This window comes from Streptomyces aurantiogriseus (assembly GCF_014649375.1).
Taxonomy (GTDB): Bacteria; Actinomycetota; Actinomycetes; order Streptomycetales; family Streptomycetaceae; genus Streptomyces; species Streptomyces aurantiogriseus.
Window position 1 is genome coordinate 75,465 of record NZ_BMSX01000020.1, and the last position, 24,299, is coordinate 99,763.

General features: G+C 72.0%; 22 protein-coding genes. 10 read left to right on the forward strand and 12 right to left on the reverse strand.

Annotation, left to right across the window (positions count from 1 at the left end; genetic code table 11):
* Positions 1–3: 3 nt before the first annotated feature.
* Both IE263_RS34550 and IE263_RS34555 read left to right on the forward strand, forming a co-directional pair.
* Complete coding sequence (locus IE263_RS34550) at positions 4–1,389, forward strand: amino acid permease (protein ID WP_189941986.1); 1,386 nt, start codon at positions 4–6, stop codon at positions 1,387–1,389.
* A gap of 108 nt (positions 1,390–1,497) precedes the next feature.
* Positions 1,498–2,139 carry a superoxide dismutase gene (locus tag IE263_RS34555; RefSeq protein WP_189941987.1) on the forward strand — a complete coding sequence of 214 codons (642 nt, stop codon included), beginning with the start codon at positions 1,498–1,500 and terminating at the stop codon, positions 2,137–2,139.
* Between the two features lie 184 nt (positions 2,140–2,323).
* Here the strand turns inward: IE263_RS34555 and IE263_RS34560 are convergent, their stop codons facing one another.
* On the reverse strand, positions 2,324–3,103 hold the full coding sequence (locus IE263_RS34560) for an SAM-dependent methyltransferase (RefSeq protein WP_189941988.1): 780 nt from the start codon (positions 3,101–3,103) through the stop codon (positions 2,324–2,326).
* Positions 3,104–3,147: 44 nt separating this feature from the next.
* Positions 3,148–3,747, reverse strand: coding sequence for a histidine phosphatase family protein (locus IE263_RS34565; protein ID WP_189942091.1), 600 nt, complete (start codon positions 3,745–3,747; stop codon positions 3,148–3,150).
* 315 nt (positions 3,748–4,062) lie between these two features.
* Between IE263_RS34565 and IE263_RS34570 the strand changes: the two genes are divergently transcribed.
* On the forward strand, positions 4,063–4,287 hold the full coding sequence (locus IE263_RS34570; protein WP_189941989.1) for a hypothetical protein: 225 nt from the start codon (positions 4,063–4,065) through the stop codon (positions 4,285–4,287).
* Positions 4,288–4,320: 33 nt separating this feature from the next.
* Here the strand turns inward: IE263_RS34570 and IE263_RS34575 are convergent, their stop codons facing one another.
* On the reverse strand, positions 4,321–4,965 hold the full coding sequence (locus IE263_RS34575) for a mycothiol-dependent nitroreductase Rv2466c family protein (protein WP_189941990.1): 645 nt from the start codon (positions 4,963–4,965) through the stop codon (positions 4,321–4,323).
* A 233-nt stretch (positions 4,966–5,198) separates the two neighbouring features.
* Here IE263_RS34575 and pepN point away from each other — a divergent pair, with 233 nt between their 5' ends.
* The 3 genes from pepN to IE263_RS34590 all read left to right on the forward strand — a co-directional run bounded on the left by pepN (position 5,199) and on the right by IE263_RS34590 (position 9,567).
* Positions 5,199–7,778, forward strand: coding sequence for an aminopeptidase N (gene pepN / locus IE263_RS34580; protein WP_189941991.1), 2,580 nt, complete (start codon positions 5,199–5,201; stop codon positions 7,776–7,778).
* Positions 7,779–7,984: 206 nt separating this feature from the next.
* The gene (locus tag IE263_RS34585) at positions 7,985–9,046 is read left to right on the forward strand and encodes a hypothetical protein (protein WP_189941992.1); all 1,062 of its coding nucleotides are present in this window, start codon (positions 7,985–7,987) and stop codon (positions 9,044–9,046) included.
* Between the two features lie 152 nt (positions 9,047–9,198).
* Complete coding sequence (locus IE263_RS34590; RefSeq protein ID WP_189941993.1) at positions 9,199–9,567, forward strand: hypothetical protein; 369 nt, start codon at positions 9,199–9,201, stop codon at positions 9,565–9,567.
* 3 nt (positions 9,568–9,570) lie between these two features.
* On the opposite strand, the gene IE263_RS34595 is transcribed toward IE263_RS34590, so the two are convergent.
* The 5 genes from IE263_RS34595 to IE263_RS34615 all read right to left on the reverse strand — a co-directional run bounded on the left by IE263_RS34595 (position 9,571) and on the right by IE263_RS34615 (position 14,787).
* Positions 9,571–10,761, reverse strand: a complete 1,191-nt coding sequence (locus tag IE263_RS34595; protein WP_189942092.1) for a glycosyltransferase — start codon at positions 10,759–10,761, stop codon at positions 9,571–9,573.
* Between the two features lie 183 nt (positions 10,762–10,944).
* On the reverse strand, positions 10,945–12,729 hold the full coding sequence (locus tag IE263_RS34600; RefSeq protein ID WP_189941994.1) for a TIGR03767 family metallophosphoesterase: 1,785 nt from the start codon (positions 12,727–12,729) through the stop codon (positions 10,945–10,947).
* Positions 12,730–12,975: 246 nt separating this feature from the next.
* On the reverse strand, positions 12,976–13,440 hold the full coding sequence (locus IE263_RS34605; protein ID WP_229911327.1) for an NUDIX hydrolase: 465 nt from the start codon (positions 13,438–13,440) through the stop codon (positions 12,976–12,978).
* A gap of 9 nt (positions 13,441–13,449) precedes the next feature.
* The gene (locus IE263_RS34610; RefSeq protein WP_189941995.1) at positions 13,450–14,337 is read right to left on the reverse strand and encodes a pyridoxamine 5'-phosphate oxidase family protein; all 888 of its coding nucleotides are present in this window, start codon (positions 14,335–14,337) and stop codon (positions 13,450–13,452) included.
* A 3-nt stretch (positions 14,338–14,340) separates the two neighbouring features.
* Positions 14,341–14,787, reverse strand: a complete 447-nt coding sequence (locus tag IE263_RS34615) for a VOC family protein (protein ID WP_189941996.1) — start codon at positions 14,785–14,787, stop codon at positions 14,341–14,343.
* Positions 14,788–14,904: 117 nt separating this feature from the next.
* Here IE263_RS34615 and IE263_RS34620 point away from each other — a divergent pair, with 117 nt between their 5' ends.
* Together IE263_RS34620 and IE263_RS34625 are read left to right on the forward strand one after the other, a co-directional pair.
* Positions 14,905–15,438, forward strand: a complete 534-nt coding sequence (locus tag IE263_RS34620) for a CGNR zinc finger domain-containing protein (RefSeq protein WP_189941997.1) — start codon at positions 14,905–14,907, stop codon at positions 15,436–15,438.
* Between the two features lie 332 nt (positions 15,439–15,770).
* A complete protein-coding gene (locus IE263_RS34625) occupies positions 15,771–19,079 on the forward strand; it encodes a S8 family serine peptidase (protein WP_189941998.1) in 3,309 nt (1,102 codons plus the stop codon).
* A gap of 52 nt (positions 19,080–19,131) precedes the next feature.
* On the opposite strand, the gene IE263_RS34630 is transcribed toward IE263_RS34625, so the two are convergent.
* Together IE263_RS34630 and IE263_RS34635 are read right to left on the reverse strand one after the other, a co-directional pair.
* The gene (locus IE263_RS34630) at positions 19,132–19,947 is read right to left on the reverse strand and encodes a hypothetical protein (RefSeq protein ID WP_229911328.1); all 816 of its coding nucleotides are present in this window, start codon (positions 19,945–19,947) and stop codon (positions 19,132–19,134) included.
* 1 nt (position 19,948) lies between these two features.
* On the reverse strand, positions 19,949–20,482 hold the full coding sequence (locus IE263_RS34635) for a sigma-70 family RNA polymerase sigma factor (protein ID WP_189941999.1): 534 nt from the start codon (positions 20,480–20,482) through the stop codon (positions 19,949–19,951).
* A gap of 314 nt (positions 20,483–20,796) precedes the next feature.
* On the opposite strand from IE263_RS34635, the gene IE263_RS34640 reads away from it, so the two are divergent.
* The gene (locus tag IE263_RS34640) at positions 20,797–21,813 is read left to right on the forward strand and encodes an aspartate-semialdehyde dehydrogenase (protein WP_189942000.1); all 1,017 of its coding nucleotides are present in this window, start codon (positions 20,797–20,799) and stop codon (positions 21,811–21,813) included.
* A 5-nt stretch (positions 21,814–21,818) separates the two neighbouring features.
* Here IE263_RS34640 and IE263_RS34645 read toward each other — a convergent pair whose 3' ends face one another.
* The gene (locus IE263_RS34645; RefSeq protein ID WP_189942001.1) at positions 21,819–22,304 is read right to left on the reverse strand and encodes a DUF1203 domain-containing protein; all 486 of its coding nucleotides are present in this window, start codon (positions 22,302–22,304) and stop codon (positions 21,819–21,821) included.
* 56 nt (positions 22,305–22,360) lie between these two features.
* Complete coding sequence (locus IE263_RS34650) at positions 22,361–22,912, reverse strand: GNAT family N-acetyltransferase (protein WP_189942002.1); 552 nt, start codon at positions 22,910–22,912, stop codon at positions 22,361–22,363.
* 71 nt (positions 22,913–22,983) lie between these two features.
* Between IE263_RS34650 and IE263_RS34655 the strand changes: the two genes are divergently transcribed.
* Entirely contained in the window at positions 22,984–24,249 is a 1,266-nt protein-coding gene (locus tag IE263_RS34655) for an RNA polymerase subunit sigma-70 (protein ID WP_189942003.1), read from the forward strand.
* The last annotated feature ends 50 nt before the right edge of the window (positions 24,250–24,299 follow it).

Below are 24,299 nucleotides of genomic sequence, written 5' to 3' on the forward strand. Positions count from 1 at the left end.
CCCATGCCCAGCACCACCGTCGGGACTCCACGGACTCCACAAGAGCCGGACGTCTCCCTCTCCCACGGCCTCAAACAGCGCCATCTGTCGATGATCGCCCTCGGCGGCGTCATCGGCGCGGGTCTCTTCGTCGGTTCCGGTGCGGGCATCGCCGCCGCCGGTCCGTCGATCGTCCTCGCCTACGCCCTCTCCGGTCTCCTCGTGATGCTGGTGATGCGGATGCTGGGCGAGATGTCGGCCGCGTATCCGTCGTCGGGTTCCTTCTCGGCGCACGCCGAGCGGGCGATCGGGCCGTGGGCGGGTTTCACCGCGGGCTGGTCCTTCTGGGTCCTGCTGTGCACGGCCGTGGGCCTGGAGGGCATCGGCGCCGCGAAGATCGTCACCGGCTGGCTGCCGGGCACACCCGAGTGGGCCTGGGTGGCGCTGTTCATGGTCGTCTTCTGCGGGGCGAACCTGGCCGCCGTGAAGAACTTCGGCGAGTTCGAGTTCTGGTTCGCGGCGCTGAAGGTCGGCGCGATCACACTGTTCCTGGTCCTGGGCGTGCTGGCGATCGCCGGCCTCCTGCCCGGCACGGACTCCCCCGGCGCCTCCCACCTCACCGGCTTCCTCCCGAACGGCGGCGAGGGCCTGGTCGTCGGTCTGCTGGCCTCCGTCTTCGCCTACGGCGGCCTGGAGACCGTCACCATCGCGGCGGCCGAGTCGGAGAACCCGGTGCGCGGGGTGGCGAGCGCGGTCCGGACGGCGATGTGGCGCATCGCGCTGTTCTACATCGGCTCGATGGCGGTCATCGTCACCCTCGTCCCCTGGGACGCGAAGGAGGTCGTCGAGAAGGGCCCGTACGTCGCCGCCCTCGACCAGCTCGGCATCCCGGGCGCCGGCCAGGTCATGAACGTCGTCGTCCTGGCCGCCCTGCTCTCCGCGATGAACGCCAACATCTACGGCTCCTCGCGCATCGCCTACTCCCTGGTGGAGCGCGGCCAGGGTCCGAAGGCGCTGGGCCGGGTCTCGGGCGGGGTCCCGCGGACCGCCGTCCTGGTCTCCTGCGTCTTCGGCTTCGTCTGCGTGCTGCTCAGTTACTGGCGGCCCGACGACGTCTTCCCCTGGCTGCTGAACATGATCGGCGCGGTCATCCTCGTCGTCTGGATCTTCATCGCCGTCTCGCAGCTGCGGCTGCGCGGGCGGCTGGAGCGCGAGGCCCCGGAGAAGCTGGTCGTGCGGATGTGGGCGTTCCCGGTGCTGACCTGGGTCGCGCTGGCCGGCATGACCGCGGTCTTCGTCCTGATGGCCCGGGAGCCCGACACGCGGGTGCAGCTGTACTCGACGGGCGCGATGACGGCGTTCCTGGCGGTGGTCGGGTACATCCGGCAGCGGAGGCGGGCCAGGAGCTGACGCGCCTCACCGGCGGAAAGGCCCTCACGTCGCACACGTGAGGGCCTTTTTGTTGCTAGCGTGTAGTTGCAAGCTCCTTGCAATAAGAGGTTCGGAGGGGAACCCGTCATGCCCGTCTACACGCTGCCTGAACTGCCCTACGACTACTCCGCGCTCGCCCCCGTGATCAGCCCGGAGATCATCGAGCTGCACCACGACAAGCACCACGCGGCCTATGTGAAGGGGGCCAACGACACGCTGGAGCAGCTGGCGGAGGCACGGGACAAGGAGCAGTGGGGTTCGATCAACGGGCTGGAGAAGAACCTGGCGTTCCATCTGTCGGGGCACATCCTGCACTCGATCTACTGGCAGAACATGACGGGCGACGGCGGCGGCGAGCCCCTCGCGGCGGACGGCGTGGGCGAGCTGGCGGACGCCATCACCGAGTCCTTCGGCTCCTTCGCCGCCTTCAAGGCGCAGCTCTCCAAGGCGTCCGCGACCACCCAGGGCTCCGGCTGGGGCGTCCTCGCCCACGAGCCGCTCAGCGGCCGGCTGATCGTCGAGCAGGTCTACGACCACCAGGGCAACGTCGGCCAGGGCTCGGTACCGATCCTCGTCTTCGACGCCTGGGAGCACGCCTTCTACCTCCAGTACCGCAACCAGAAGGTCGACTTCATCGAGGCGATGTGGCAGGTCGTCAACTGGCAGGACGTCGCGCGGCGCCACGAGGCCGCGAAGTCCCGTGCCGATGTGTTGCTGCTGGCCCCCTGAGGCATGCATGAAGCGTCCTGCCTCGTGATCGTCTTCTCACCCTTCACGCAGGCGGGCGGAAAGAGGGAAGCCCCCGCGAGGACGTGACTCGCGGGGGTTTTCCCGTGCTGCGGCCGGGGCGGCTCAGTCGACGCCGCGCGGGTGTACCCGGCTGCGACCCAGCTGCGGTCGCCCTCCAGAGAGGTCAGGGTTTGCGGGCCAGGCCCCCGTGCTGGCCGATGGGCCGGGGGTCGGGATCGGTGGGGTCGGGGTGCCAGAGGGGGACGGAGACCACGCCGGGGGGAACCAGGTCCAGGCCGTCGAAGTAGGCCTCGATCTGGTGCACCGGGCGGAGGAAGTAGGGGACCGCGCCGGTCTCGTTGTAGGCGTCCTGGGCCTGTTCGTAGGCCGGGTCCGTGCCGCGGGAGCCCTCGTTGAGGGAGAGGTAGCTGCCGGAGGGCAGGCCGGACATGAGGCTGCGGACGAGGTCGCGGGCCTGGTCGTGGTCGGCGACGTGGCCGAGGATGCCGCTGAGGATCAGGGCGGTGGGCCGGGTGAGGTCGAGGGTCCGGCCGGCCGCCTCCAGGATGCGGTCGGGCTCGTAGAGGTCGAGGTCCTCGTAGGCGGTCGCGCCCTCGGGCGTGGAGGTGAGCAGGGCACGGGCGTGGGCGAGGACCAGCGGGTCGTTGTCGACGTAGACGATCCTCGACTCGGGGGCGTGCCGCTGGGCGACCTCATGGGTGTTGTCGACGGTGGGCAGGCCGGTGCCGACGTCCAGGAACTGGCGGACGCCCGCCTCCTGGACGAGATGGCGGATGCTGCGGCCGAGGAAGGCGCGGCTGCTGCGGGCGATGGTGACGATGCCGGGGAAGACGGCGGTGTAGGCGTCGCCGGCCGCCTCGTCCACCGGGTAGTTGTCCTTGCCGCCCAGCCAGTAGTTCCAGATGCGGGCCGAGTGCGGCACCGAGGTGTCGATGTCCGTCATGGGGTGAGTATGGCCTCCGGGGTCACGGGTGGGCACTGATGTTCCTACGACTCACAGGGCACGTTCAGCGACACGAGCGCCGTACTCGGTCCCTCCATACGGATTTCACTCACGGCGGCGTTGCGCAGCTGGGGGAAGATCCGGCGGTAGTGCTCGAGGGGAATCGACAGCAGCCGGCACAGCGCCAGCCGCAGCAGCGTGTTGTGGGCGACGACCAGGACCCGCTCACCCTCGTGGGCGGCGGCGATCCGGCGCAGGGCGGCACTGCCGCGGGCGGCGGCGGTCCGCGGATCCTCGGCCTCCGGGAAGGGGTGCCCGACCGGGTCCGCCCGGAAGGCCTCGGCCCGCTGCGGATCGGTGACGGCGAACTCCGCGAAGGTGCGGCCCTCGACCACCCCGAAGTCGCACTCGCGCAGGGCGGGTTCGCGCCGCGCGGCGAGCCCCAGGGCCCGGCAGGCGGGCTCGGCGGTGGCGGCGGCGCGGGAGAGGGTGGACGTCCAGACCGCGTCCACGGGGTGGGCGGCGGCCCACCGGCCGAGGGCCTCCGCCTGGGCTCGGCCCCGCTCCGTGAGGGCCACGTCGGTCAGCCCCGCGTACCGGTTCTCGGCGTGCCACACGGTCTCCCCGTGCCGGGCCAGCAGCAGGGTCGTCCGCGTACCGGTCGTCGCTCCGCGGAGCTGCCCGTCCTCACGGCCACCGCTCTCGCCGGCCTCGCCCGTCCGGCCGTTCCCCACGATCCTCACCGCGCCCTCCTCGCCTGTCGGCCAACCGTCCGTCGCAGGGGCGGATACGTCGTACCGGCCGGTCCGACTCAGCGTCGCGGACGTTTCACAGGTTCGCTGGCGCGTGAAGAGAGCCGCAGCGGGCCGCCGGGGGCATCATGGACGCCTTCCCGGGGCCTGCCGAGGCGCGTCGTCCGCTACCGCCGGCGGCCGCGGTCGTCCACCGAGGAGGCGTTGATGGCGTATGTGCGGTGCCCGAACTGCGACGACACCATGCAGGACTTCCGGAACCTGGAGAGCGGGGCGGAGAGCGCGGCGGCCGAGCGGGTGCTGCGGCCGACGCTGAGGAAGAACGAGGTCTTCGTCGCGGCGGCCTACCAGCGCTGCGAGCGGGACGGCTGCCGTCGGGTGCAGCGCAAGGACAACTGGAAGGCGGGCGCCACCCTGCCGGAGGAGTGGTGACAGGTCACCGGCAGGGGGCGGCCCACCCGTCGGCTACAGGTTGCTGAAGTCCGGACCCTTGGTGCGGGTGCGCTTGAGCTCGTAGAAACCGGGGACCGAGGCGACCGCGAGGGTGCCGTCCCACAGGCGGGCGGCCTCCTCGCCCTTCGGGGCGGGGGTGACGACCGGGCCGAAGAAGGCGATCTGCTCGCCGTCGGGGCCGGGGACGGCGATGACCGGGGTGCCGACGTCCTGGCCGACCTTCTCGATGCCCTCCTTGTGGGAGGCGCGCAGCTCGGCGTCGAACTCGAAGTCCTCCTGGTCGGCGTAGTCGATGAGGTCGGCGGGCAGTCCGGCGTCCGCGAGGGCGCCGGCGATCGCCTCCAGGGTGGGGCCCTCGCCGTTGTTGTGGAAGCGGGTGCCGAGCGCGGTGTAGAGCGGGCCGAGGACATCGGCGCCGTGCTTCTGCCAGGCGGCGGTCACCACCCGCACCGGCTTCCACGCCTTGGTGGCGAGCATGTCCCGGTACTCCTCGGGCAGCTCGTCGATCTTGTCCTCGTTGAGGACGGCGAGGCTCATCACATGCCAGCGGACCTCGATGTCACGGACCTTCTCCACTTCCAGCACCCAGCGGGAGGTCATCCAGGCCCAGGGGCACAGCGGGTCGAACCAGAAGTCGACGGGGGTCTTCTCCGACATGTCTCTCCTCAAGGCGAACCGTTTCCCCGGTGAACGCCGCCGTCCTGGCCGGTCATTCCCCACCCGTCCGGTGGGGTGTTCCCCATCCGACCCGGCCGGTCATTTCCCGCCGACCCGGCCGGTCGTTCCCCGCCCGTTCGGCCGGTCGCTCCCTGCTGTCCGGGGTCAGGGGTGCATGGCAGGATCGGTCCTGTCCGGAACCCTGCCGTCAACGCCCTGAGGGAGTACCGCCCGTGCCCGGTGAGAACCTGTCCCGCGACGAGGCCCGGGAGCGGGCCGCCCTGCTCTCCGTCGACGGCTACGACGTGTCGCTCGACGTGCGGTCGGCGGTGGGCGACCAGGCCGGGGACGGTCCACGCACCTTCCGCTCGGTCACCACGATCCGCTTCCGCTGCAACGAGCCCGGCGCAACCTGCTTCGCGGACCTGGTCGCGCCGAGCGTGACCGCCGTCACCCTCAACGGCCGTGATCTGGATCCCGGTGAGGTCTTCGACGGCGCCCGGATCCTGCTGGAGGACCTCGCCGCCGAGAACGAGCTGGTCGTCGACGCCCAGTGCGCCTACTCCCGCAGTGGCGAGGGCCTGCACCGCTTCGTCGACCCCGAGGACGGCGAGGTCTACCTCTACACGCAGTACGAGCCGGCCGACTCCCGCCGCGTCTTCGCGAACTTCGAGCAGCCCGACCTCAAGGCGCCCTTCCGCTTCGAGGTGCGGGCGCCCGAGGAGTGGGTGGTGTGGAGCAACGGCGTCGGCGAGCGCACGGACGGGGTGTGGCGGTTCGCGGAGACGAAGCCGATCTCGACGTACATCACCTGTGTGGTGGCGGGTCCCTACCACTACGTGACGGACTCCTACGAGCGGGTGTTCGAGGACGGTACGCGGCTGGAGATCCCGCTCGGCGCGCTGTGCCGCAAGGGTCTCGCGCCCTACTTCGACGCCGACGACGTCTTCCTGATCACCAAGCAGGGCCTGGACTTCTTCCACGACCACTTCGACTACCCGTACCCCTTCGGGAAGTACGACCAGGCGTTCGTGCCCGAGTACAACCTGGGGGCGATGGAGAACCCGGGGCTGGTGACCTTCCGGGAGGAGTACATCTTCCGGGGGAAGGTGACCCAGGCGTCGTACGAGGGCCGGGCCAACGTCATCCTGCACGAGATGGCGCACATGTGGTTCGGCGACCTGGTCACCATGGAGTGGTGGGACGACCTGTGGCTGAAGGAGTCCTTCGCGGACTTCATGGGCTCCTTCTCCCTGGTCGGCGCGACCCGCTTCACCGACGGCTGGATCACCTTCGCCAACCGCCGCAAGGCCTGGGCCTACCGCGCCGACCAGCTCCCCTCCACCCACCCGATCACCGCCGACATCCGCGACCTCCAGGACGCCAAGCTCAACTTCGACGGCATCACCTACGCCAAGGGCGCCTCCGTCCTGAAGCAGCTGGTGGCGTACGTCGGGCAGGACGCGTTCCTGGAGGGCGCCCGCCGCTACTTCAAGCGGCACGCCTACGGCAACACGCGCCTCGGTGATCTGCTGTCGGTGCTGGCCGAGACCAGCGGCCGGGACATGGCGACGTGGGCGCGATCCTGGCTCCAGACGGCGGGCGTGAACTCGCTGACTCCGCAGGTGCTGCTGGACGCCGAGGGACGGATCAGCGAACTGGCGGTGCTCCAGGAGGCGCCGGAGGAGCACCCCGAGCTGCGGCCGCACCGGGTGGCGATCGGGCTGTACCGCCGGGAGGAGGGCCGCCTGGTGCGGTACGCGCGCACCGAGACGGACGTGGAAGGCACACGGACGGTCGTGACGGACCTGGCGGGCCAGGACGCCCCGGAGCTGGTCCTGGTCAACGACGAGGACCTGACGTACTGCAAGATCCGCTTCGACGAGACCTCGCTGGACACGCTGCGGACGTCCCTCGAGGACATCACCGACCCGCTGGCGCGCGCCCTGTGCTGGTCGGCGCTGTGGAACCTCGTCCGGGACGCGCTGCTGCCCGCGCGGGACTTCATCGGCCTGGTGCTGCGCTTCGCGGGCCGCGAGTCGGACATCGGTGTGCTGCAGATGCTGCACGCGTGGGCGGAGTCGGCGCTGGTGCACTACGTGGCGCCGCCCCTGCGCGGGACCGGTGAGCGGCTGCTGGCCGAGGGCGCGCTGAGGGAGCTGCGGGCGGCCGAGGCGGGCAGCGAGCACCAGCTGGCCTGGGCGCGCTTCTTCGCGTCGGCGGCGTCCTCCGCCTCCGACTTCGAGTTGCTCCAGGGTCTGCTGGACGGCACGGTGAAGATCGACGGCCTGGAGGTGGACCAGGAGCTGCGCTGGGCGTTCCTGGAGCCGCTGGCGGCGCACGGCGTCGCCGACGAGTCGGTGCTGGCGGCGGAACTGGCCCGTGACGACACGGCCTCCGGCAAGCGCCACCAGGTCCGCTGTCTCGCCGCCCGCCCCTCGGCGGCGGTCAAGGCGCAGGCGTGGGCCCAGTTGGTGGAGTCCGACGTCCTGTCCAACGCCCTGGTGGAGGCGACGATCGCGGGCTTCAACCAGCCCTCGCAGCGGGAGCTGCTCGCTCCGTACGCGGAGAAGTACTTCGCCGTGATCGCACGCATCTGGTCCGAGCGTTCCATCCAGATCGCGATGAGCATCGTCAAGGGCCTGTTCCCCTCCCTCCAGGACTCCCCGGCGACCCTGGTGGAGACGGACGTCTGGCTGGCGGCGCACGAGTCGGCGCCCCCGGCGCTGCGCCGCCTGGTCCTGGAGGCGTGGGACGACCTGGCGCGGGGGCTGCGCGGACAGGCGTGCGATGCGAGGGCCGAACACATCTGATCTCTGGCCATGAATTCCGCGGACCGTCACCGTTACGGAATTCAGGCAATCAGAACCGTAACCCCTGGCGCCCACCGGATGGACCAGGGGTTTTCGGTGCCTACTCGGCATCCGAACACCTGTCCTTTAGGACGAGCTTGTCCGCATTTGTCGACGGACGTGTAACAGCGGTTAAAGGGCGGATCCGGCGCGGGAATCTGCGATTCATGAACCACAACACGCCGCTCCCCCCGGCCTCCCCCCGCCCCGTCCGCCACCTGTCGGACGTGCAGCGCCGCGTCATGACGGCGGCCCAGCTCCGCTCGCACGGCGTCTCGTCGGCCGAGATCGCCGAGCAGTGCCGTCCCGGTGGCCCCTGGCAGCAGCTCCTCCCGGGTGTGCACCTGCTTCACCCGGGGCCGCCGACCAGCGAGGAGCGGCTGCACATGGTCCTGCTGTACGCGGCCCGCGAGGTGTCCACCTCCGGGGTGCCGGTCCAGCCGGGCGCCGGCGAACCGCATCGCCCGGTGTACGCGGAGGCGATGATCACGGGTCTCGCGGCGCTCACCCTGCACGGCTTCACCTCCGCGCCCCCGCTGCCCTCCCTGGAGCGGATCGACGTCCTGGTCCCCCGGCTGCGCCGGCTGCGCTCCACGGGTTGCGCGCACATCGTCCGCACCCCCGCCCTGCCGGCCCCCGAGCAGGTCACGGGCGTCCCCGTGGCCCCGGTGCCGCGCGCGCTCGCCGACGCGGTGGCCCAGCTGACGGACGCGGGTGCGGTACGGCGGCTGCTGTCGGAGGCGGTGCGCGGCGGGCACTGCGAACCGGCGTCAGTGGTACGGGAGTTGAACCTGGCGAAGCTGCTGAGCCGCCCGCACGTGGTGGACGCCGTGGACGCGCTGCTCGCCGAGGGCCGGGCGATCGCGGAGGCCCGCCTGTACACGATGGTCCGCGAGTACGGCCTCCCCGACCCGGTCTGGAACGTCGACCTCCGCCTGCCGGGCGGCCCCCACCTCGGCGGCGTCGACGCGTACTGGCCGGACCACGCGGTGGCGGTGGAGCTGGACACACGGGCCCCGCGCCACGGCCACCGGCAGGACGACGACGCCCTCTGGTCCGAGTACGCCCGCAAGCGCGAACACCTGGAGCGCCTGGGCATCACGGTCGTGTACATCACCCCGAGAAAACTCCGGGACGCGATGGAACAGCAGGCGACGGTCGTCCGTACGGCCCTGATGGCGTCCGGGGACCGCGATCCGGCCGCCCATGTCGTGGTGCTGCCCCGGTAGTGACAGACCGGGGCCGGCGTCAGGAGGGGAGAGGAGGGGCCGCACGGGTCAGACCCGGCGGCCCCTCCTCGTGCTCATGGTCCCGAACACCCGAACGCACCGACTCCCCTCCCGTGGCGGCCACTTCCGGCCGGTTGGCTAGCGTGGGCGGTGTGAAGTTCCGAGGCGCGTTACTGCTGTTGTTCCTGCTGCCCCTGGCATGGGGTCTGATCAACCTGCTCCGGGGTGCGGCGGACCCCGGCGCGCCGAGATGTCCCGGCGTCGCCCTGGACGAGGTGGGCGAGGAACACCCCGGGCGCATGCGCCCGTCCCACACCTGCCGTCTCTTCGACGACAGCACGCGGCCGACGGGCACACGGACGTACGAGGAGCAGCGGAACGCGCAGGTCGAGCAGCGGGAGGACCACTTCAAGGCGGGGCTGGCGTACACGGTGTACGGAGTGGCGGGGGTGGGGGTCGTCGTGGCGGCGGGCGGGCCCTACCGGCTGCGGTGGCGGAGGGGACCTGTCCGCAAGAGCTGACGCTCAGAGCGGCTCCGGCAGTGTCCGCCGGCCCGCGCCCGCGGACACCCGGTCGATGAGGGCCGCGTAGGACGCGATCATGCGGGTGCGGCTGAAGCGTTCGCGGCTCGCGGTCAGGGCCGGGGTGAAGGTGTCGCGGGAGGTCGCCGCCGTCGTCCAGGCCCGGGCGATCACCTCGGGGTCCGGCGGGGTCACGATGCCATGGCCTCGTACGATCGCCGCGCTGTCGCCGACGTCCGTGGCCACCGGGACCGCGCCGCACATCATGCCCTCGATCAGGCAGAGCGGGGCCGCCTCGCCCCAGGAGGAGGTGAGGGAGACGACGTCGGCGGCCGCGTAGACCTTCTCCATGTCGCGGCGGACGCCGAGGCGGTGGAGGCGTGGGGTGAGGTCGTCGCGGTCCGCGCCGAAGGCCGCCGTGATGTCCGCCTCCAGCCCCGGGTTCGCCGGGGTCATGCCCGCGCCGCACATCAGGATGTGGCCGTCCGGCTCCTCGGCGAGCCAGGCCCTGGCCGCCCGCAGGAACAGCGGGACGTTCTTCATGCCGTCGTAGCGGGCCGCGAAGACGATCACGGGTGCGGTGGGGTCGCCGATGCCCAGGGAGGTCCGCAGCGCCAGCCGCCCGGCCGGGTCCGGGCGGAAGCGGATCAGGTCGACGCCGTTCGGGATGACGTGCAACAGCCCCGACGGGATGCCGGCCGCCTCGTAGGCGGCGCGGGTGGACTCGGCGCAGCAGACGCAGGCCGCGACCGTGCCGTCGGCGATGGCCGCCTTGAGGTCGTCGAGGGCGCGGCCCTGGTTCTCGGGGTCGGAGCGGTGCAGGCAGACCACGACCGGGCGGCGCGGCAGGCCCGCCTGGTTGAGGAGGGCCAGGGGCTGCTCCTTGAGGGAGAGGATGACGTCCGCGTCGGCGGTGGCCCGAGCGGTATCGGCCAGTTCCGGGCCGGTGAAGGCGGCCGGATCCGTACGGTCGGGTCCGAACGTACGACCGAGGGAGGTGACGCCCACACCGGCCGCCGTCAGCGTCCGGTAGCAGGCGTCGTCCTCCATCCGCTGACGGGTGGCCTCGCGGTGCACCTCCCCGTGGACGCTCAGCACCCTGTGGTGCTGGCCGCCTTCCCGCAGTCCCAGCACCACGTCGCTGTGCACGATCCGGGCCCCTCCGGTGAAGAAGCCCTCGTACACCGACAACACCCGAAGTCCGTGCCCCATGCGCACACGACCACCCGCCTTGCACCGAAATCAAGCCACCCCGGAGAAGTCCGGGTCAGCCGATATGAGGCGGTACGGACTTTTCGAGCGGATGAACACCGTGTGTCGTGTATGGGTCGGCCCGACGACCGGCCGGGGCACCGCCGCGGCACCCCGGCCGGGCGCTCAGCCCTTCTTCAGGACCAGCTCGGTGTTCCGGTCGTCCGGGTCGCCCGACAGGCGCGGGCCGTCGTCGCGGGCGTTGGCGGACAACTCGCGGTAGAGGGACGCGAGGCCCGTCTGGGAGAGGTCGGTGAAGTCCGTGCGGTGGGGTGCGGCGGACTCGACGAGGGTGGTGTGGATCGACAGGGAGCCGTCCTTGTTGTCGACCAGCTCGATGATCCGGGCGAGCTGCGGGAACTCCACGTGGGAGGCCGTGGAGATCTCCCAGAAGGAACCGGCGGAGCCCGTGTGCGGGGCGATGCGGTTGCGGTGGATGTGGCCGTTGACCCAGGCCAGGACGTTGCGGTGGCGGCCGAGGAGGGAGACCAGCGCGTCGCCGTCGTGGCGCCGCTCGTCCGGGCGGGCCGGGTCGGGCCGGGTGTTGGTCATGCTCTTGCTGGTGTGATGGCTGAAGACGACGGCGTACCGCTCCCGGTGGGTGCGCAGGGTGTCGTCGAGCCACCTCAGCTGGGCGGTGCCGACCGAGCCGTCGTAGTGGCCGCCGGGGTCGGTGGTGTCGAGACTGATGCCGATCACGTCGTCGGAGATCTCGAAGGTGTAGTACTGCGTGCCGGCGTCGGCGTTCGCGGACGTGTAGCCGTGGCCGGCCGGCCCGGGGCCGGTGTACGCCGGGTCCAGGTGGGCCCTGACGTACTCGGCGGGGGTGTAGGGAGCGCGGCGCTCGTCCGGGGTGACCGGGCGCATCGCGCGGGTCTGGGCCTTGAGCAGGTCACGGAAGGCGAGGCCCGCGGGGTCCCGGGCGCCGCTGATGGCCTCCTGGAGCCGGGTGGCGTCGGCGGCGCTCAGCTCCATCAGCTTGCGGCCGCCGACGGCGTACTCGGCGAGGTAGGGGTCGCCGTGCGCGTAGCAGCCGAGCGGCATGGCGTCGTGGTTGCCGACCGTGGAGTACCAGGGGACCGCCAGGCCGGGGCTGCGCACCTCGCGGATCGCGGCGGCGAGGAAGCCGTCCAGGTGCGGGAAGCCGCGCTGCTTGAAGGCGTCGCGGGCGGTGGAGTCGGGCTGCCAGTACAGGGGCAGTCCGCTGTTCTGGACGCCCTCGTAGTGGCGCGGGTCGCCCGAGTTGGGGGTGATGTTCCCGCCGCTCATCACGGTCAGGAACCACTCCAGCTCGGTGTGGGCGTTGTTGTCGGTGTTGTCGCCGGTGGTCATGGCGAAGCCGAGCGGGGCGCCGGTGACGGGGGCGCCCCGCAGCGCGTTGACCCGCTCGACGAGCGAGACCGCGCCCTGCACGGTCAGCGCCTCGTGCGGGCGCCAGGCGATCGGGTTGGCGGCGCGCAGGTACTCCAGGCGCAGCGGGTGCTGGCTGTCGATCAGGTGCAGGTCGGTGAGCTGTACGAAGGCCGCGAGCGTCGTACGGCGGGCCGCCCGGCCGGACCTGGGGGCGGCGAGGTCGCCGCGGACGACGCGCTGCCAGCCGGGGGCACTGCCGAGCCGGCGGTATCCGGAGCCGGAGCGGGGGGCGGCGACCGCGGCGAGGGTGGTGCCCTTGGTGAAGGGGGCGGCGGGGGTCCTGCGGGCGGGGGTGGCAGGAGCGGCGGGAGTGGCGGGGGCCGGTGAGGCCTCCGGGGACCTGGTGGTCTGCGGGATGCGGGCGGGTGCCGCCTCGCTGTCGGTGGGCCGCAGGGCGTGTCCGACGCCCGCGGAGACGGAGACGGCCGCGGTGGCGGCGAGGACGGTGCGACGGTGGGCCCCCAGCGCGGAGGCCGTGACAGAGCGTGTGCGCGACATGGCGCGATCTCCCCGAGTGCGAACGCGTCGGCAGTGGCCGCGGGCGATCGCAGCCGCGAACGTCCCGCTCGTACCGGATGCTTGGCACCGGGAGTGGCCTGCGCGTGAACGACGACGCAACGCCCCCCACCGATCGCCGTACGTGGATCACGGGCCACCCGGCCCGTCCCCGGCCGCTCCTCGCACGGCCTGGAACCGGTCACTCCGCGTTCATCCACCGGGGTACCGCAGGCGACTTCGCGGGGCTCACGCCTCCGGCGGCACGAACACCCGCCCGGTCACCGGCCGTTCCCGCCACAGCCGCAGCGCCACGTCGACCAGCCGCACCCGGGTCAGCCCGGCCACGGCGTCCAGGTCGTGCCAGGCGGCCATGTCGGTGGAGCCGTCGACCTCGTTGCGCAACTCGCCGCCCACGACCCGTCCCTCGTAGACGATCCGCACGCCGTGATGGTCCACGGGTCCGCGCAGGCCCTCGCGGCGGAAGGTGCGGTGGGAGGAGTCCATGCCGAGCAGACCGGTCACTTCGACGTGGTAACCGGTCTCCTCCTCCAGCTCCCGCACGACGGTGTCGTGCGGGTCCTCGCCGTGCTCCATGCCGCCGCCGGGCAGCACCCACTCCGGGGTGCCGTCGGGCGCGGGCGAACGGGCGAGCAGAAGTTGGCCGTCACGGACACAGACGGCGTAGGCCGCCACCCTCAACGTCTTGCGCACACAGGGACGTTAACCGGTCGGGTCCGGATTGGCAGGTGAGTATTCGGGCGCGGACCAGCGCAAGGGGAGCGCGGAGGGCGTGTCGACCGTCCCCGTCACGGTGAAGTGGACCGTGCGTGCGCCGTCGGGCGCGAACTCGGTGCGGGCCTCGCCCGTGAGCTGGAGCGTGCGGCCCGTCGTCCAGTCGAGGAACAGCAGGCCCGCGCGCGGATCGGCGGCGAGGTTGCCGAGAGTGAGGAACATGGAGTTGCCCGGGTAGTCGCGCCAGGTCAGTTCGTGCGGTGAGGCGACGCGCACGAAGCCGGGATTGCCGCCGCGATGGCTGGCGTCGGCGCCGTCCGTGTGCATGGTGGCGAGGAAGAAGGTGTCGGAGGCGGCGACGAACGCGGCCTGGTCGGGGGTGAGTCCGGTGCCGTGCCGGGGCGCACCCGGGCGGCGGCCGGCCACCGTCTCGTACGTCTTCCTCTTCTGCAGGTACTTGGGGCAGTTGGAGAACACCCGGTCGGCCTCGACCGCGAAGCCGCGCGCGGTGGGCCGCAGCCGGCCGTTGAGGCGCATGCGGCGGCGGGTGCGCGGGTCGAGGGCGATCGTGCCGACCGGGGTGCCGGGGGTGGCGAGCACCGTCGCGAGCGGGTCGGTCGGGGGTGACCCGCCCACGACGGAGACCTGGTGGGGCCCGGTGGCCCGGACGAATCCGGGGGTACCCGTGATCACCGATGCCCACACCGCGCCGGCCGCCGGGTCGGCGGCACCCACGACCAGCAGCGGCTGCAGCTCCAGGAAGGCGGCGGCGACGGGCTTGATGCCCCGGCCGACGGACCGGCCGACGTGATCGGCGAGGTCACGCACGCCCAGCCGGTCCTGCAGGGCGCGCGAGCCGGCGTGATAGACACCCATGACCTAGAAGAAACCGCAGGTCGGAGCGGAGTCGCCGCCGGGCGCCGGGGCCCCCTCCACACCCTCGGGCACCGAGATCTCCAGGCGGGTGCCGTCCGGGTCGTGGAAGAAGAGGCCGCCCGAGGCCGCGCCCTCGCCGTGGGCCACCACGCCGTCGTAGGCGAAGTCCACGCCGTACGCCCGCAGGGCGGTCTCGTACGCCCGGACCCGCTCGATCGACCCGGCCTCGAACGCGAGGTGGTGCAGGCCTGAGCGGGCACCGTCGTACGGGCCCTGCGCCTGCTGCCAGAGGGTGAGGACCGGGTGGCCGTCGTCACCGAGGAACGCGTACCGCCTGCCCTCCTCCTTGCCCTCCCCGATCAGGACGAAGCCCAGAACGTCCCGGTAGAAGGCGAGCGAGCGGTCGAGGTCGGTGACGTTCAGGCCGATGTGGCCGGTGCGCAAGGTCATGACTGTCCCTTTCGGCTGGTCCGACGATATAACCACTGTCATGCACGTTAGTGGTTAGACATGGGAGCGTCAACCGGTCACGTACCCTTGAGCGGTTAGCAGGGAAGGAGCCCCCCGATGTCCGCCACCGCCGATCCGCGCCCCCTCACCGGCGAGCCCCTCGCACTCGACCTGCTCAACACACGGTGGATGCGGGAGGGGGCCGTGCAGGACCTGCTGCGCGACACGGACGGGCTGGCGGTGTGGCTCGCCGCGAACGGGCTGGACGGGCGGTTCGCCGCCGACGCGGCGACCCTGCGCCACGTCCTGCGGGCGCGCGACGCGTTGAAGGCGGCCGTGGACGGATCAGCCACAGAAAGGGTCGACGCCGTACTCGGGCACGGACGGATCCGCCCCACCCTCACCGCCGAAGGCCCCGGCGAGCGCGCCGAGTTCACGGACGACACCTGGGGGCCGGCCTGGCTGGCCGCCCGCAACTACCTGGAGCTGCTGGCCACCGCACCCGACCGGATCCGCGGCTGCGCGCACGAGGCGTGCATCCTGCACTTCTTCGACACCTCACGGAACGGCACCCGCCGCTGGTGCTCGATGGCGGCCTGCGGCAACCGCGCGAAGGCGTCCCGGCACTACGCGCGATCGAAGGACGTCTGACGGGTCTCCGACGAGGTTCTGACAGGGTTCTGACGGATCCCCATGGTCCCCGACGGAGCGTTCACGGGGTCCTGACCGAAACTCCATGGATCCTGACGGTTGTTTGAGGGATGTACGACCTCAACGGGCGACTTGTCCCATTCGGCACTGATGCCCGCGATCACCATCGGGGGTTTTCCCCATACGTCCATATCGATTCGGTCAACTCTCCCCAAACACCTGTCCCTTGCGTAAAGCTGTGCGGTCGTCCGGGATCACATTCCGGACGCTCGCGATCAGGCAGGAACGGCCCGGTCGCGTGACGCTCGTTCCTTTACCAACAAGGGATGCCGATGACCCACACCCCCCAGCGCGAACCCGTATCGGGCGCGAGACGAGCGGCCCGCATAGCCGTGGCCGCGGGTCTGGTGGCCGCGCTGTCCGCGGCCGGCCCGATACCCATGGCCTTCTCCGCCGACCAGACCCCGGCCGCCGCCGACCCGGGCGTGAAGTCCGCGGCCGACAAGCTCGGCTCCGACGACGCGGACGTCCTCGCCGAGGCGAAGGCCGCCGGCGACAAGAACGTCACGATGATGGTCGCGACCGCCCCGGGCAGCACCGAGCAGGTCGCCGAGGAGCTGGACGCGGTCAAGGGCGGTTCCGTGGGCCGCTCCTACGACAAGCTCGGCTACGTCCGCGCCACCGTCCCGACGGCCAAGGCCGACTCGGCCATCGCCGCCGCCGCGAAGCTGTCCTCGGTGCACGCGATCGACCTCAAGCAGGAGATCGTCCTCGACGACCCGACGCCGAGCGCGGACACCGCGAAGGGCGCCGGCGCCACCGCGACCGCGAAGACCTACCCGGCGCCGAACAAGAAGACCCCCGCCGAGAACCCGTACAACCCGTCCTTCGAGACGGGCGCCGTCGACTTCGTGAAGGAGAACCCGAAGGCGGACGGCCGCGGCATCACCATCGGCGTCCTGGACTCCGGCGTGGACCTGGCCCACCCGGCGCTGCAGAAGACCACCACCGGCGAGCGCAAGATCGTCGACTGGGTGACCGCCACCGACCCGATCCTGGACGGCGACGCGAGCTGGCGCCCGATGGTGACCTCGGTGTCCGGACCGACCTTCACCTTCAGCGGCCGGACCTGGACGGCGCCCGCGGGCTCGTACCAGATCAACCTCTTCCGGGAGTCCGCCACCGCGGGCGGCGACCAGCAGGGCGACGTCAACCGCGACGGCGACACCACCGACGCCTGGGGCGTGCTGTACGACGCGGCGGCCGGCACCGTCACCGTCGACGTGAACGCCAACGGCGACTTCACCGACGACACCGCCATGAAGCCCTACAAGGACGGCTTCCAGGTCGGCTACTTCGGCACCGACAACCCGGCGACCGAGGTCGCCGAGCGGATCCCGTTCGTCGTGGAGTACCGCAAGGACGTCCCGATGGACCCGTTCGGCGGGGACTGGGTCGGCAAGAAGGCCGACTTCGTCAACATCGGCATGATCTCCAGCGAGCACGGCACCCACGTCGCCGGCATCACCGCCGCGAACAGCCTGTTCGGCGGCAGGATGAACGGCGCCGCCCCCGGCGCGAAGATCGTCTCCTCCCGCGCCTGCGTCTTCGGCCCGAGCTGCACCAACGTCGCGCTCACCGAGGGCATGATCGACCTCGTCACCAACCGCGGCGTCGACATCGTCAACATGTCCATCGGCGGCCTGCCGGCGCTGAACGACGGCAACAACGCCCGCGCCGAGCTGTACACGCGCCTCATCGACACCTACGGCGTCCAGCTGGTGATCTCCGCCGGCAACGAGGGCCCCGGCGCCAACACCATCGGCGACCCCGGCCTGGCCGACAAGGTCATCTCGGTCGGCGCGGCCATCTCCAAGGAGACCTGGGCCGCCAACTACGGCTCGCAGGTGACGAAGAAGTACGCCCTGCTGCCGTTCTCCTCGCGCGGCCCGCGTGAGGACGGCGGCTTCACGCCGACCCTGGTCGCCCCGGGTGCCGCGATCAACACCATCCAGACCTGGCTGCCGGGCGCCCCGAGCGCCGAGGCCGGTTACACGCTGCCCGCCGGCTACGCCATGCTCCAGGGCACCTCGATGTCCTCCCCGCAGGCCGCGGGCGCCTCGGCGCTGCTGCTGAGCGCCGCCAAGCGGAAGGGCATCGAGCTGACGCCCGCCACCCTGCGCACGGCGCTCACCTCGACCGCCGACCACATCAAGGGCGTGCAGGCCTACGAGGAGGGCGCGGGCGCCATCGACATCGTGGACGCCTGGGACGCCATCGAGGACGGCGCCACCGCCCACGAGTACGCGGTCAAGGCCCCGGTCGACACCGCGATCGACTTCGCGCTGAAGACCCCGGGCTTCGGCACCGGCGTCTACGACCGTGAGGGTGGCCTGAAGGCCGGCCAGAAGAAGACGTACGAGGTCACCATCACCCGTACGACCGGTGCGGACAAGGCGATCCGTCACGAGCTCGAGCTCGAGAACAACGCGGCCGGCACCTTCAAGATCCTCGGTGACGACGAGGTGAAGCTGCCGCTGAACAAGCCGGTCACCGTCAAGGTCCAGGCCGCGCCGAAGTCCGCGGGCATCAAGAGCGCGATCCTCGAGGTCGACGACCCGAAGACCGAGGGCGTCGACAAGCAGATCCTGAACACGATCGTGGTCTCGACGCCGGTGGCGCACACCTTCTCCGCGAAGAACACCGTGCAGCGCAACAGCTCGCAGCACTACTTCCTGACCGTGCCCGAGGGCGCCACGTCGCTCGAGGTCGCGATGAGCGGGCTGAAGGACAAGAGCCAGACCCGGTTCATCTCCATCCACCCGTACGGTGTCGCCGTCGAGGACAGCGCCACCACCAAGTGCTACAACAACTACCTCGACGGCAACGGCTGCAAGCCGGACGCGCGTTCCTACGCCGACCCGCAGCCCGGCGTCTGGGAGATCGAGGTCGAGTCGCGCCGCACCTCGCCGCTGCTCGACAACCCGTACAAGCTGGACGTCACCGTGTACGGCGCGGCCTTCGACCCGCAGACCGTGACCGTGCCCGAGGCGAAGGTCGGCACCCCGGCGGCCGTCTCCTGGAAGGTGACGAACAACTTCGCCGCCGTCGACGGCAAGCTCGCGGGCGGCCCGCTCGGCTCGTCCAAGACGGACCGTCCGACCATCAAGGACCACGAGAACCAGACCTTCACGGTCGAGGTCCCCGCGGGCGCCAACTCGCTGGACGTCGCCATCGGCGGGGTCTCCGACACCTCCGCCGACCTCGACCTGACGGTGTACGACGCCGAGGGCAACCAGGTCGCGCAGCAGGCCGACGGTGACTCGGAGGAGGCGGTCTCCATCCCGTCGCCCGCCGCCGGCACGTACACCGTCGAGGTCGCGGGCTACTCGGTCCCGGCCGGTTCGACGGAGTACGACTACCTGGACGTGTTCTTCTCGTCCGCGCTCGGCACCGTCACCGTCGACGAGTCGACGCCGGTGAAGCTGGCCACGGGCGCCTCGGCGTCGGTCTCCGCGACCGTCACCGCCCTGGCCCCCGCGCCGGAGGGCCGGGCCTTCTTCGGCCAGGTCCAGCTGGTGAACGCGCGCGGCACCGTCGCGGGCACCGGCAACGTGGCCATCGAGAAGGTCACGCCGTAACGGCACCGGTCGAGTGAGAGGGGCGGGCGTCCGTACGGGCGCCCGCCCTTCCTCATTCGCAGGTGACGCCCTCCGTGTGGGGCGTCGCCCGGGCGATCGCCGACCGCTCGGCGGCGATGTCGGCCTCGCCGACGGCCCAGACGTCCGGTACCGCCGACCCCTTCGCCAGGCCGACCAGGACGTGGTCGCCCTCGGCGAGGAGCGGGTCCATTCCCTCCTCCATCACGAAGCCGGCCTCGGGCGCCGTCTGCTGCTCCGGCTTGTACGAGCGGGTGATGCGCAGGGTGACGCGCTCCTGGGTGGTGCCGGGCACCCGTTCGACGTCCGTCACATCGCCCTCGACGACGAGCCGGGCCTCGCAGGCGAGGTAGGCGGGGTCGCCGAGCAGGCTGTCCTCGGCCCCGCCCGACGCGGCCGCCTTCTCGTCGGCCGCCGCGCCGTCGTCGGCACTCTTGGACGACACGCCCATGCCGCCGCCGATGCCCTGACCCACCTGGACGACCAGCCAGCCGCCGCCGACGACCAGCGCACCGGCGGCGGCCACGCCGACGGCCCGCAGGGTGAGGGGGAGCATCCGGCGCCGGGGCGGGCGGGCCGGGCGGACGGCTTCCCCGGTCTTCCCGGCTGCTGCCCCGGCCTGCTCGGGGGCGGGCTCGGTCAGGGCGTCCGCGATGACGCCCAGCTGTTCCCGCAGCAGGGTCACGTCGGCGGTGGCGGCGCGGTGGGCGGCCAGGAAGGCGGGGTCGGCGCGGGCCCCCTCGGGCAGGGGGTCGTCCAGGATCGCGGCCATGAGGGCGTCCATGCCGTCGTGGCCCTCGGGGCTCTCGTGGCCGTCGCGGTTCTCGGGTCGTTCGTGTCCGGCGGTCACGTCACACCACCTCGTCCTCGTGCAGGCGGGCGCGCAGGGCCCGGACCGCCGTGTGCAGGCGGCTCTTGACCGTGCCCTCCGGGACGCCCAGCTCCTGGGCGATCGAGCGCACCGGCAGGTCGGCGTAGAAACGCAGGACGACGACCTGGCGCTGGGCGTCGGGCAGCTCGTCCAGGCCCCGGGCGACGGCGAGGGAGAGCACGCTGGTGTCCTCGCCGGAGGGGTGCTCGTGCTGGCGCAGCGAGGCCAGCCGCTCGCCGAGGCGTTCCTGGCGGCGTTTGGCCCGGTGCCAGTCCATGGCGAGGTTGGAGGCGACGACCGCCGCCCACGCGGAGACGTCCCGCGGCGCCTCGTACCCCTTCGCGGCGCGCTCCAGCAGCCGCAGGCGGACCTGCTGCACCCCGTCCGGCAGGTCCGCCTGCGGCACCCCGCCCAGCGCGAGCACCGCCCGCACCCGGCGTTCCTGCGCCGCGTCCAGAGGATCACCGTGTGCGTCCCCCTGGGCGCGACGGGCCATTCTGCGCAGCACAGACACCCCTCCCCTCGCCTGCGTTTCCTCTACGACGCCATAGCGCGCCGAAACGTTCGGCGGAACCGTGGGGAATCGTGCAGAGGCGTACGTCACACCGCCGCACGGGGCAGCACAGCTTGCGGCACGGGACGGCCGTAGGGCGAATTTCTCCAGCTCAGTGGGGGTGTGGACGGGAGTTCCGCAACCGTGGAGCGGGGCGGGGCGTCCCAGTCCTCGGGCATGGCGGCCAAAGAATTGGACAGGTGGGCCGGTGTCGGCCGCATGATGGAAAAGCCTCGGCCAGGCAATACGTACGTGACGAGACAGAGGGAGTCGCCGTGAGGGTCGGAATCGTCGGAGCCACCGGACAGGTCGGCACGGTCATGCGCAGGATCCTCAAGGAGCGCGACTTCCCGGTCACCGAGCTGCGTCTGTTCGCCTCGGCCCGCTCCGCGGGGACCGAGCTGGACGGCGTGACGGTGGAGGACGCGGCGACCGCCGACTACACCGGCCTGGACATCGTGCTGTTCTCCGCGGGCGGCGCGACCTCCAGGGCGCTGGCCGAGAAGGTCGCCGCGCAGGGCGCCGTCGTGATCGACAACTCCTCCGCCTGGCGCAAGGACCCGGAGGTGCCGCTGGTCGTCTCCGAGGTGAACCCGCACGCGATCGCGAACCGTCCCAAGGGCATCATCGCCAACCCGAACTGCACGACGATGGCCGCGATGCCGGTCCTCAAGCCGCTGCACGCGGAGGCCGGCCTCGAAGCCCTCGTCGTCGCCACCTACCAGGCGGTGTCCGGCTCCGGTCTCGCGGGCGTCGCCGAGCTGCACGGCCAGGCGCAGAAGGTCGTCGCCGACGCCGACAAGCTGACGCACGACGGCGAGGCGGTCGACTTCCCCGAGCCGGGCGTCTACAAGCGGCCCATCGCCTTCAACGTCGTCCCGCTCGCCGGCTCGATCGTCGACGACGGTCTGCACGAGACGGACGAGGAGCAGAAGCTCCGCAACGAGTCCCGCAAGATCCTGGAGATCCCCGAGCTGAAGGTTTCCGGCACCTGCGTGCGCGTCCCGGTCTTCTCCGGCCACTCCCTCCAGGTCAACGCCCGCTTCGCCCGCCCGATCAGCCCCGAGCGGGCGACGGAGCTGCTGGCGGACGCCGAGGGCGTCGTCCTCACCGACATCCCGACCCCCCTCCAGGCGGCCGGCAAGGACCCGTCCTACGTGGGCCGCATCCGCCGGGACGAGACCGTGGACAACGGCCTCGCCCTGTTCATCTCCAACGACAACCTCCGCAAGGGCGCGGCCCTGAACGCGGTACAGATCGCGGAGCTGGTGGCAGCCGAGCTCAAGGGCTGACCCGGCTAGGACCTCCTGACCTCGTAGAGGAAGCAGCCGTACTCGACGGCCCGGACGTGGACGATCGCCACGGACGGGTCGTCGAACGCTTCCCGGAAGGCCTCCTCGAAGCCCTCGGCCGAGGTGTCCTCGACGAGCCGGCCGCCCAGGATGCGGCCCTCGGCGGAGTAGCGGCGGACCGTGCGGTGGGCGCCGGTGAAGGGCACACCGTCGTCGGCCGGCCCCGGGCAGGGGTCGGCGTGGACGAAGACGGGGCCCTGTTCGTCGTAGGCGCCGGGGTCGGTGCCCGTCGCGGCCGCCCAGCGGCGCAGGGGGGCGTAGGAGACGAGGGCGAGGCGCTCCCCCGGCCGGCTGCGGCGCAGGCAGCAGCGCAGGGGGGCGTCGCCCTCGGGGTCGGTGAAGGGGAGGGTGGGGCGGCCGGCGTCGTCGGTGACGCGGAGTTCCTTCAGCGCCCGCGGTGCGATCGGGCGTGCGGGGTAGTTCGTGGTCATGCGTTCCAGGTTCACGCGCGGCGCCCCCGCCCACCGGCGGCTTTCGGACGCCGAGCTCAGGCCGCCGTACGCCACTCCGGGGCGAGCACCGACCAGATCTCCTCGTCGTGGCGTCTGCCCCGGTACAGGTAGCTCTGGCGCAGGACGCCCTCCTTCGTCATCCCGAGGCGGCGGGCCACCGCGATACTGGGCTCGTTGCCCGACGAGACCACCCACTCGACGCGGTGGATGCCCCGCTCGCGCACGGCCCAGTCGACGATGACGCGGACGGCCCGCGTCACCAGGCCCCGCCCCGTCGCCGCCGGCTCCAGCCAGCAGCCCGCCTCCGCGACGTCCTGCTCGGCGTCGAACCGGCGGAACAGCACCGCGCCGACCAGCCTGCCGTCGAGGCGGATGCCGTACAGCCGCCCGGTGTCGGCCGCGGCCCGCTCGGCGTACGTGCGTAGGAAGGCGCGGGCGGACTCCAGGTCCGTCACCACGTCCGGAAGCCCGTTGAAGCGGCCGATGAACTCCCGGCCTCGGTCGACGTGGGCCAGGAACTCCTCGGCGTGCCGGGGCTCCAGCGGGCCGAGTTCGGCGCCGTCCTCCCCCAGGGACATCGCGTACATCTCACCTTCCAGGTCTGTCGCGTCAGTGATCCGAAGTACGGTCGTCAGGATCTCAACTTCAGGAGGTGCCCGTGGCCTCGACCACAGCGGAGTCCTGCCCCGACTGCGGGGGGCCGCTGCCCGCCCGTACCGGCGACGAAGGCGGTCCGGCGTTCTGCTCCGCCTGCCGCCGGCACGGCGGGACCACCGTCCAGGGGCTTGTCGACGGGATCGGGCGCCGGGTGCGGGAGCTGGCGTCCGAGCCGCCGGCCGCCCTGGACGCCGGGGTGTCGGAGCTGTCGGCGGCCGTGGCGCGGCTGCGGTGGGTGGCTCGCGTCGCTCGGGACCTCGCGGAGGACGACGACGAGTACGGCGCACCGGCCGACGACACGGAGCTCCCCCGCACCACCGCTGGTTTCGCCGCCCTCGCCGAGGCCCACCGCCGTGCGCTCCAGGCCCACTGCTACCGAATGACCGGCTCCTACGACGACGCCGAGGACCTCGTCCGGGAGACATTACGGCGGGCCTGGCGGGTCCGTGACACCCACCCGGGCCGGGCCGGCACCCGCACCTGGCTGTACCGGATCGCCACGCACACCTGCCTCGACTTCCTGCGCCGCACCCCGCGCCGTCCGCACGCCCACGAGCCCCTGCCGGGTGTGCACCACGGCACGGGCGAGCCGCCCGCCCGGGTCACCTGGCTCCAGCCGTACCCGGACGACGAACTGCCCGAGCCGGCCGCGACGGACAGCCCGTACGCCTCCCTGGAGCTGCCGTTTCTCGTCGCCCTCCAGCATCTCCCGCCCCGCCGGCGAGCGGCGCTGATCCTGCGGGAGGTGCTCGGGCTGAGCGCCGACGACACCGCCGCCGCCCTCGACCTGCCGGTCGAGTCGGTCGACAGCGCGCTGGAGCGGGCCCGGCCCGCGCTGCGGGACCAGCTGCCGGAGGGGCCGAACGGGCGCACGGACCGGGCCGGCGAGCGTGCACGCGCCCTGCTCGTCCGGTACGCGGCCGCCGGGAAGGCCTTCGACACCGCCGCCATGGACGAGCTGCTCACCGAGGACGTCACGCTCACCCTGCCGCCGACCCCGTTCTGGTTCACCGGCCGGACCGCCGTCCTGGCCCAGCTGCGCACCCGCCTCGACCCGCTCTCCCCGGCGTTCCCGGGCCACTGGCGGTTCCGTCGCGCCCGCGCCAACGGGCAGCTCGCGGCCGGGGGTTACGTCCGCCGGCCGGGTACGACCGGGTACCGCCCCCACGTCCTCGACGTGCTGCGCGTCGAGGACGACCGGATCGTGGAGATCACGTCCTTCGAGCCGCACCTGTTCCCGGCCTTCGGACTGCCGCCGCGGCTGTGAGACGAGCGGAGGGCGCCCGGTTCGTGTCACCGGGCGCCCTCACCACCGTG

Bases quoted from the DNA above. Each gene is read 5' to 3' on its own strand.
- IE263_RS34550 (WP_189941986.1), top strand. From the start codon at position 4: ATGCCCAGCACCACCGTCGGGACTCCACGGACTCCACAAGAGCCGGAC.
- IE263_RS34555 (WP_189941987.1), top strand. From the start codon at position 1,498: ATGCCCGTCTACACGCTGCCTGAACTGCCCTACGACTACTCCGCGCTC.
- IE263_RS34560 (WP_189941988.1), bottom strand. From the start codon at position 3,103: ATGACGGACATCGACACCTCGGTGCCGCACTCGGCCCGCATCTGGAAC.
- IE263_RS34570 (WP_189941989.1), top strand. From the start codon at position 4,063: ATGGCGTATGTGCGGTGCCCGAACTGCGACGACACCATGCAGGACTTC.
- IE263_RS34575 (WP_189941990.1), bottom strand. From the start codon at position 4,965: ATGTCGGAGAAGACCCCCGTCGACTTCTGGTTCGACCCGCTGTGCCCC.
- IE263_RS34585 (WP_189941992.1), top strand. From the start codon at position 7,985: ATGAACCACAACACGCCGCTCCCCCCGGCCTCCCCCCGCCCCGTCCGC.
- IE263_RS34600 (WP_189941994.1), bottom strand. From the start codon at position 12,729: ATGTCGCGCACACGCTCTGTCACGGCCTCCGCGCTGGGGGCCCACCGT.
- IE263_RS34610 (WP_189941995.1), bottom strand. From the start codon at position 14,337: ATGGGTGTCTATCACGCCGGCTCGCGCGCCCTGCAGGACCGGCTGGGC.
- IE263_RS34615 (WP_189941996.1), bottom strand. From the start codon at position 14,787: ATGACCTTGCGCACCGGCCACATCGGCCTGAACGTCACCGACCTCGAC.
- IE263_RS34620 (WP_189941997.1), top strand. From the start codon at position 14,905: ATGTCCGCCACCGCCGATCCGCGCCCCCTCACCGGCGAGCCCCTCGCA.
- IE263_RS34625 (WP_189941998.1), top strand. From the start codon at position 15,771: ATGACCCACACCCCCCAGCGCGAACCCGTATCGGGCGCGAGACGAGCG.
- IE263_RS34645 (WP_189942001.1), bottom strand. From the start codon at position 22,304: ATGACCACGAACTACCCCGCACGCCCGATCGCACCGCGGGCGCTGAAG.
- IE263_RS34650 (WP_189942002.1), bottom strand. From the start codon at position 22,912: ATGTACGCGATGTCCCTGGGGGAGGACGGCGCCGAACTCGGCCCGCTG.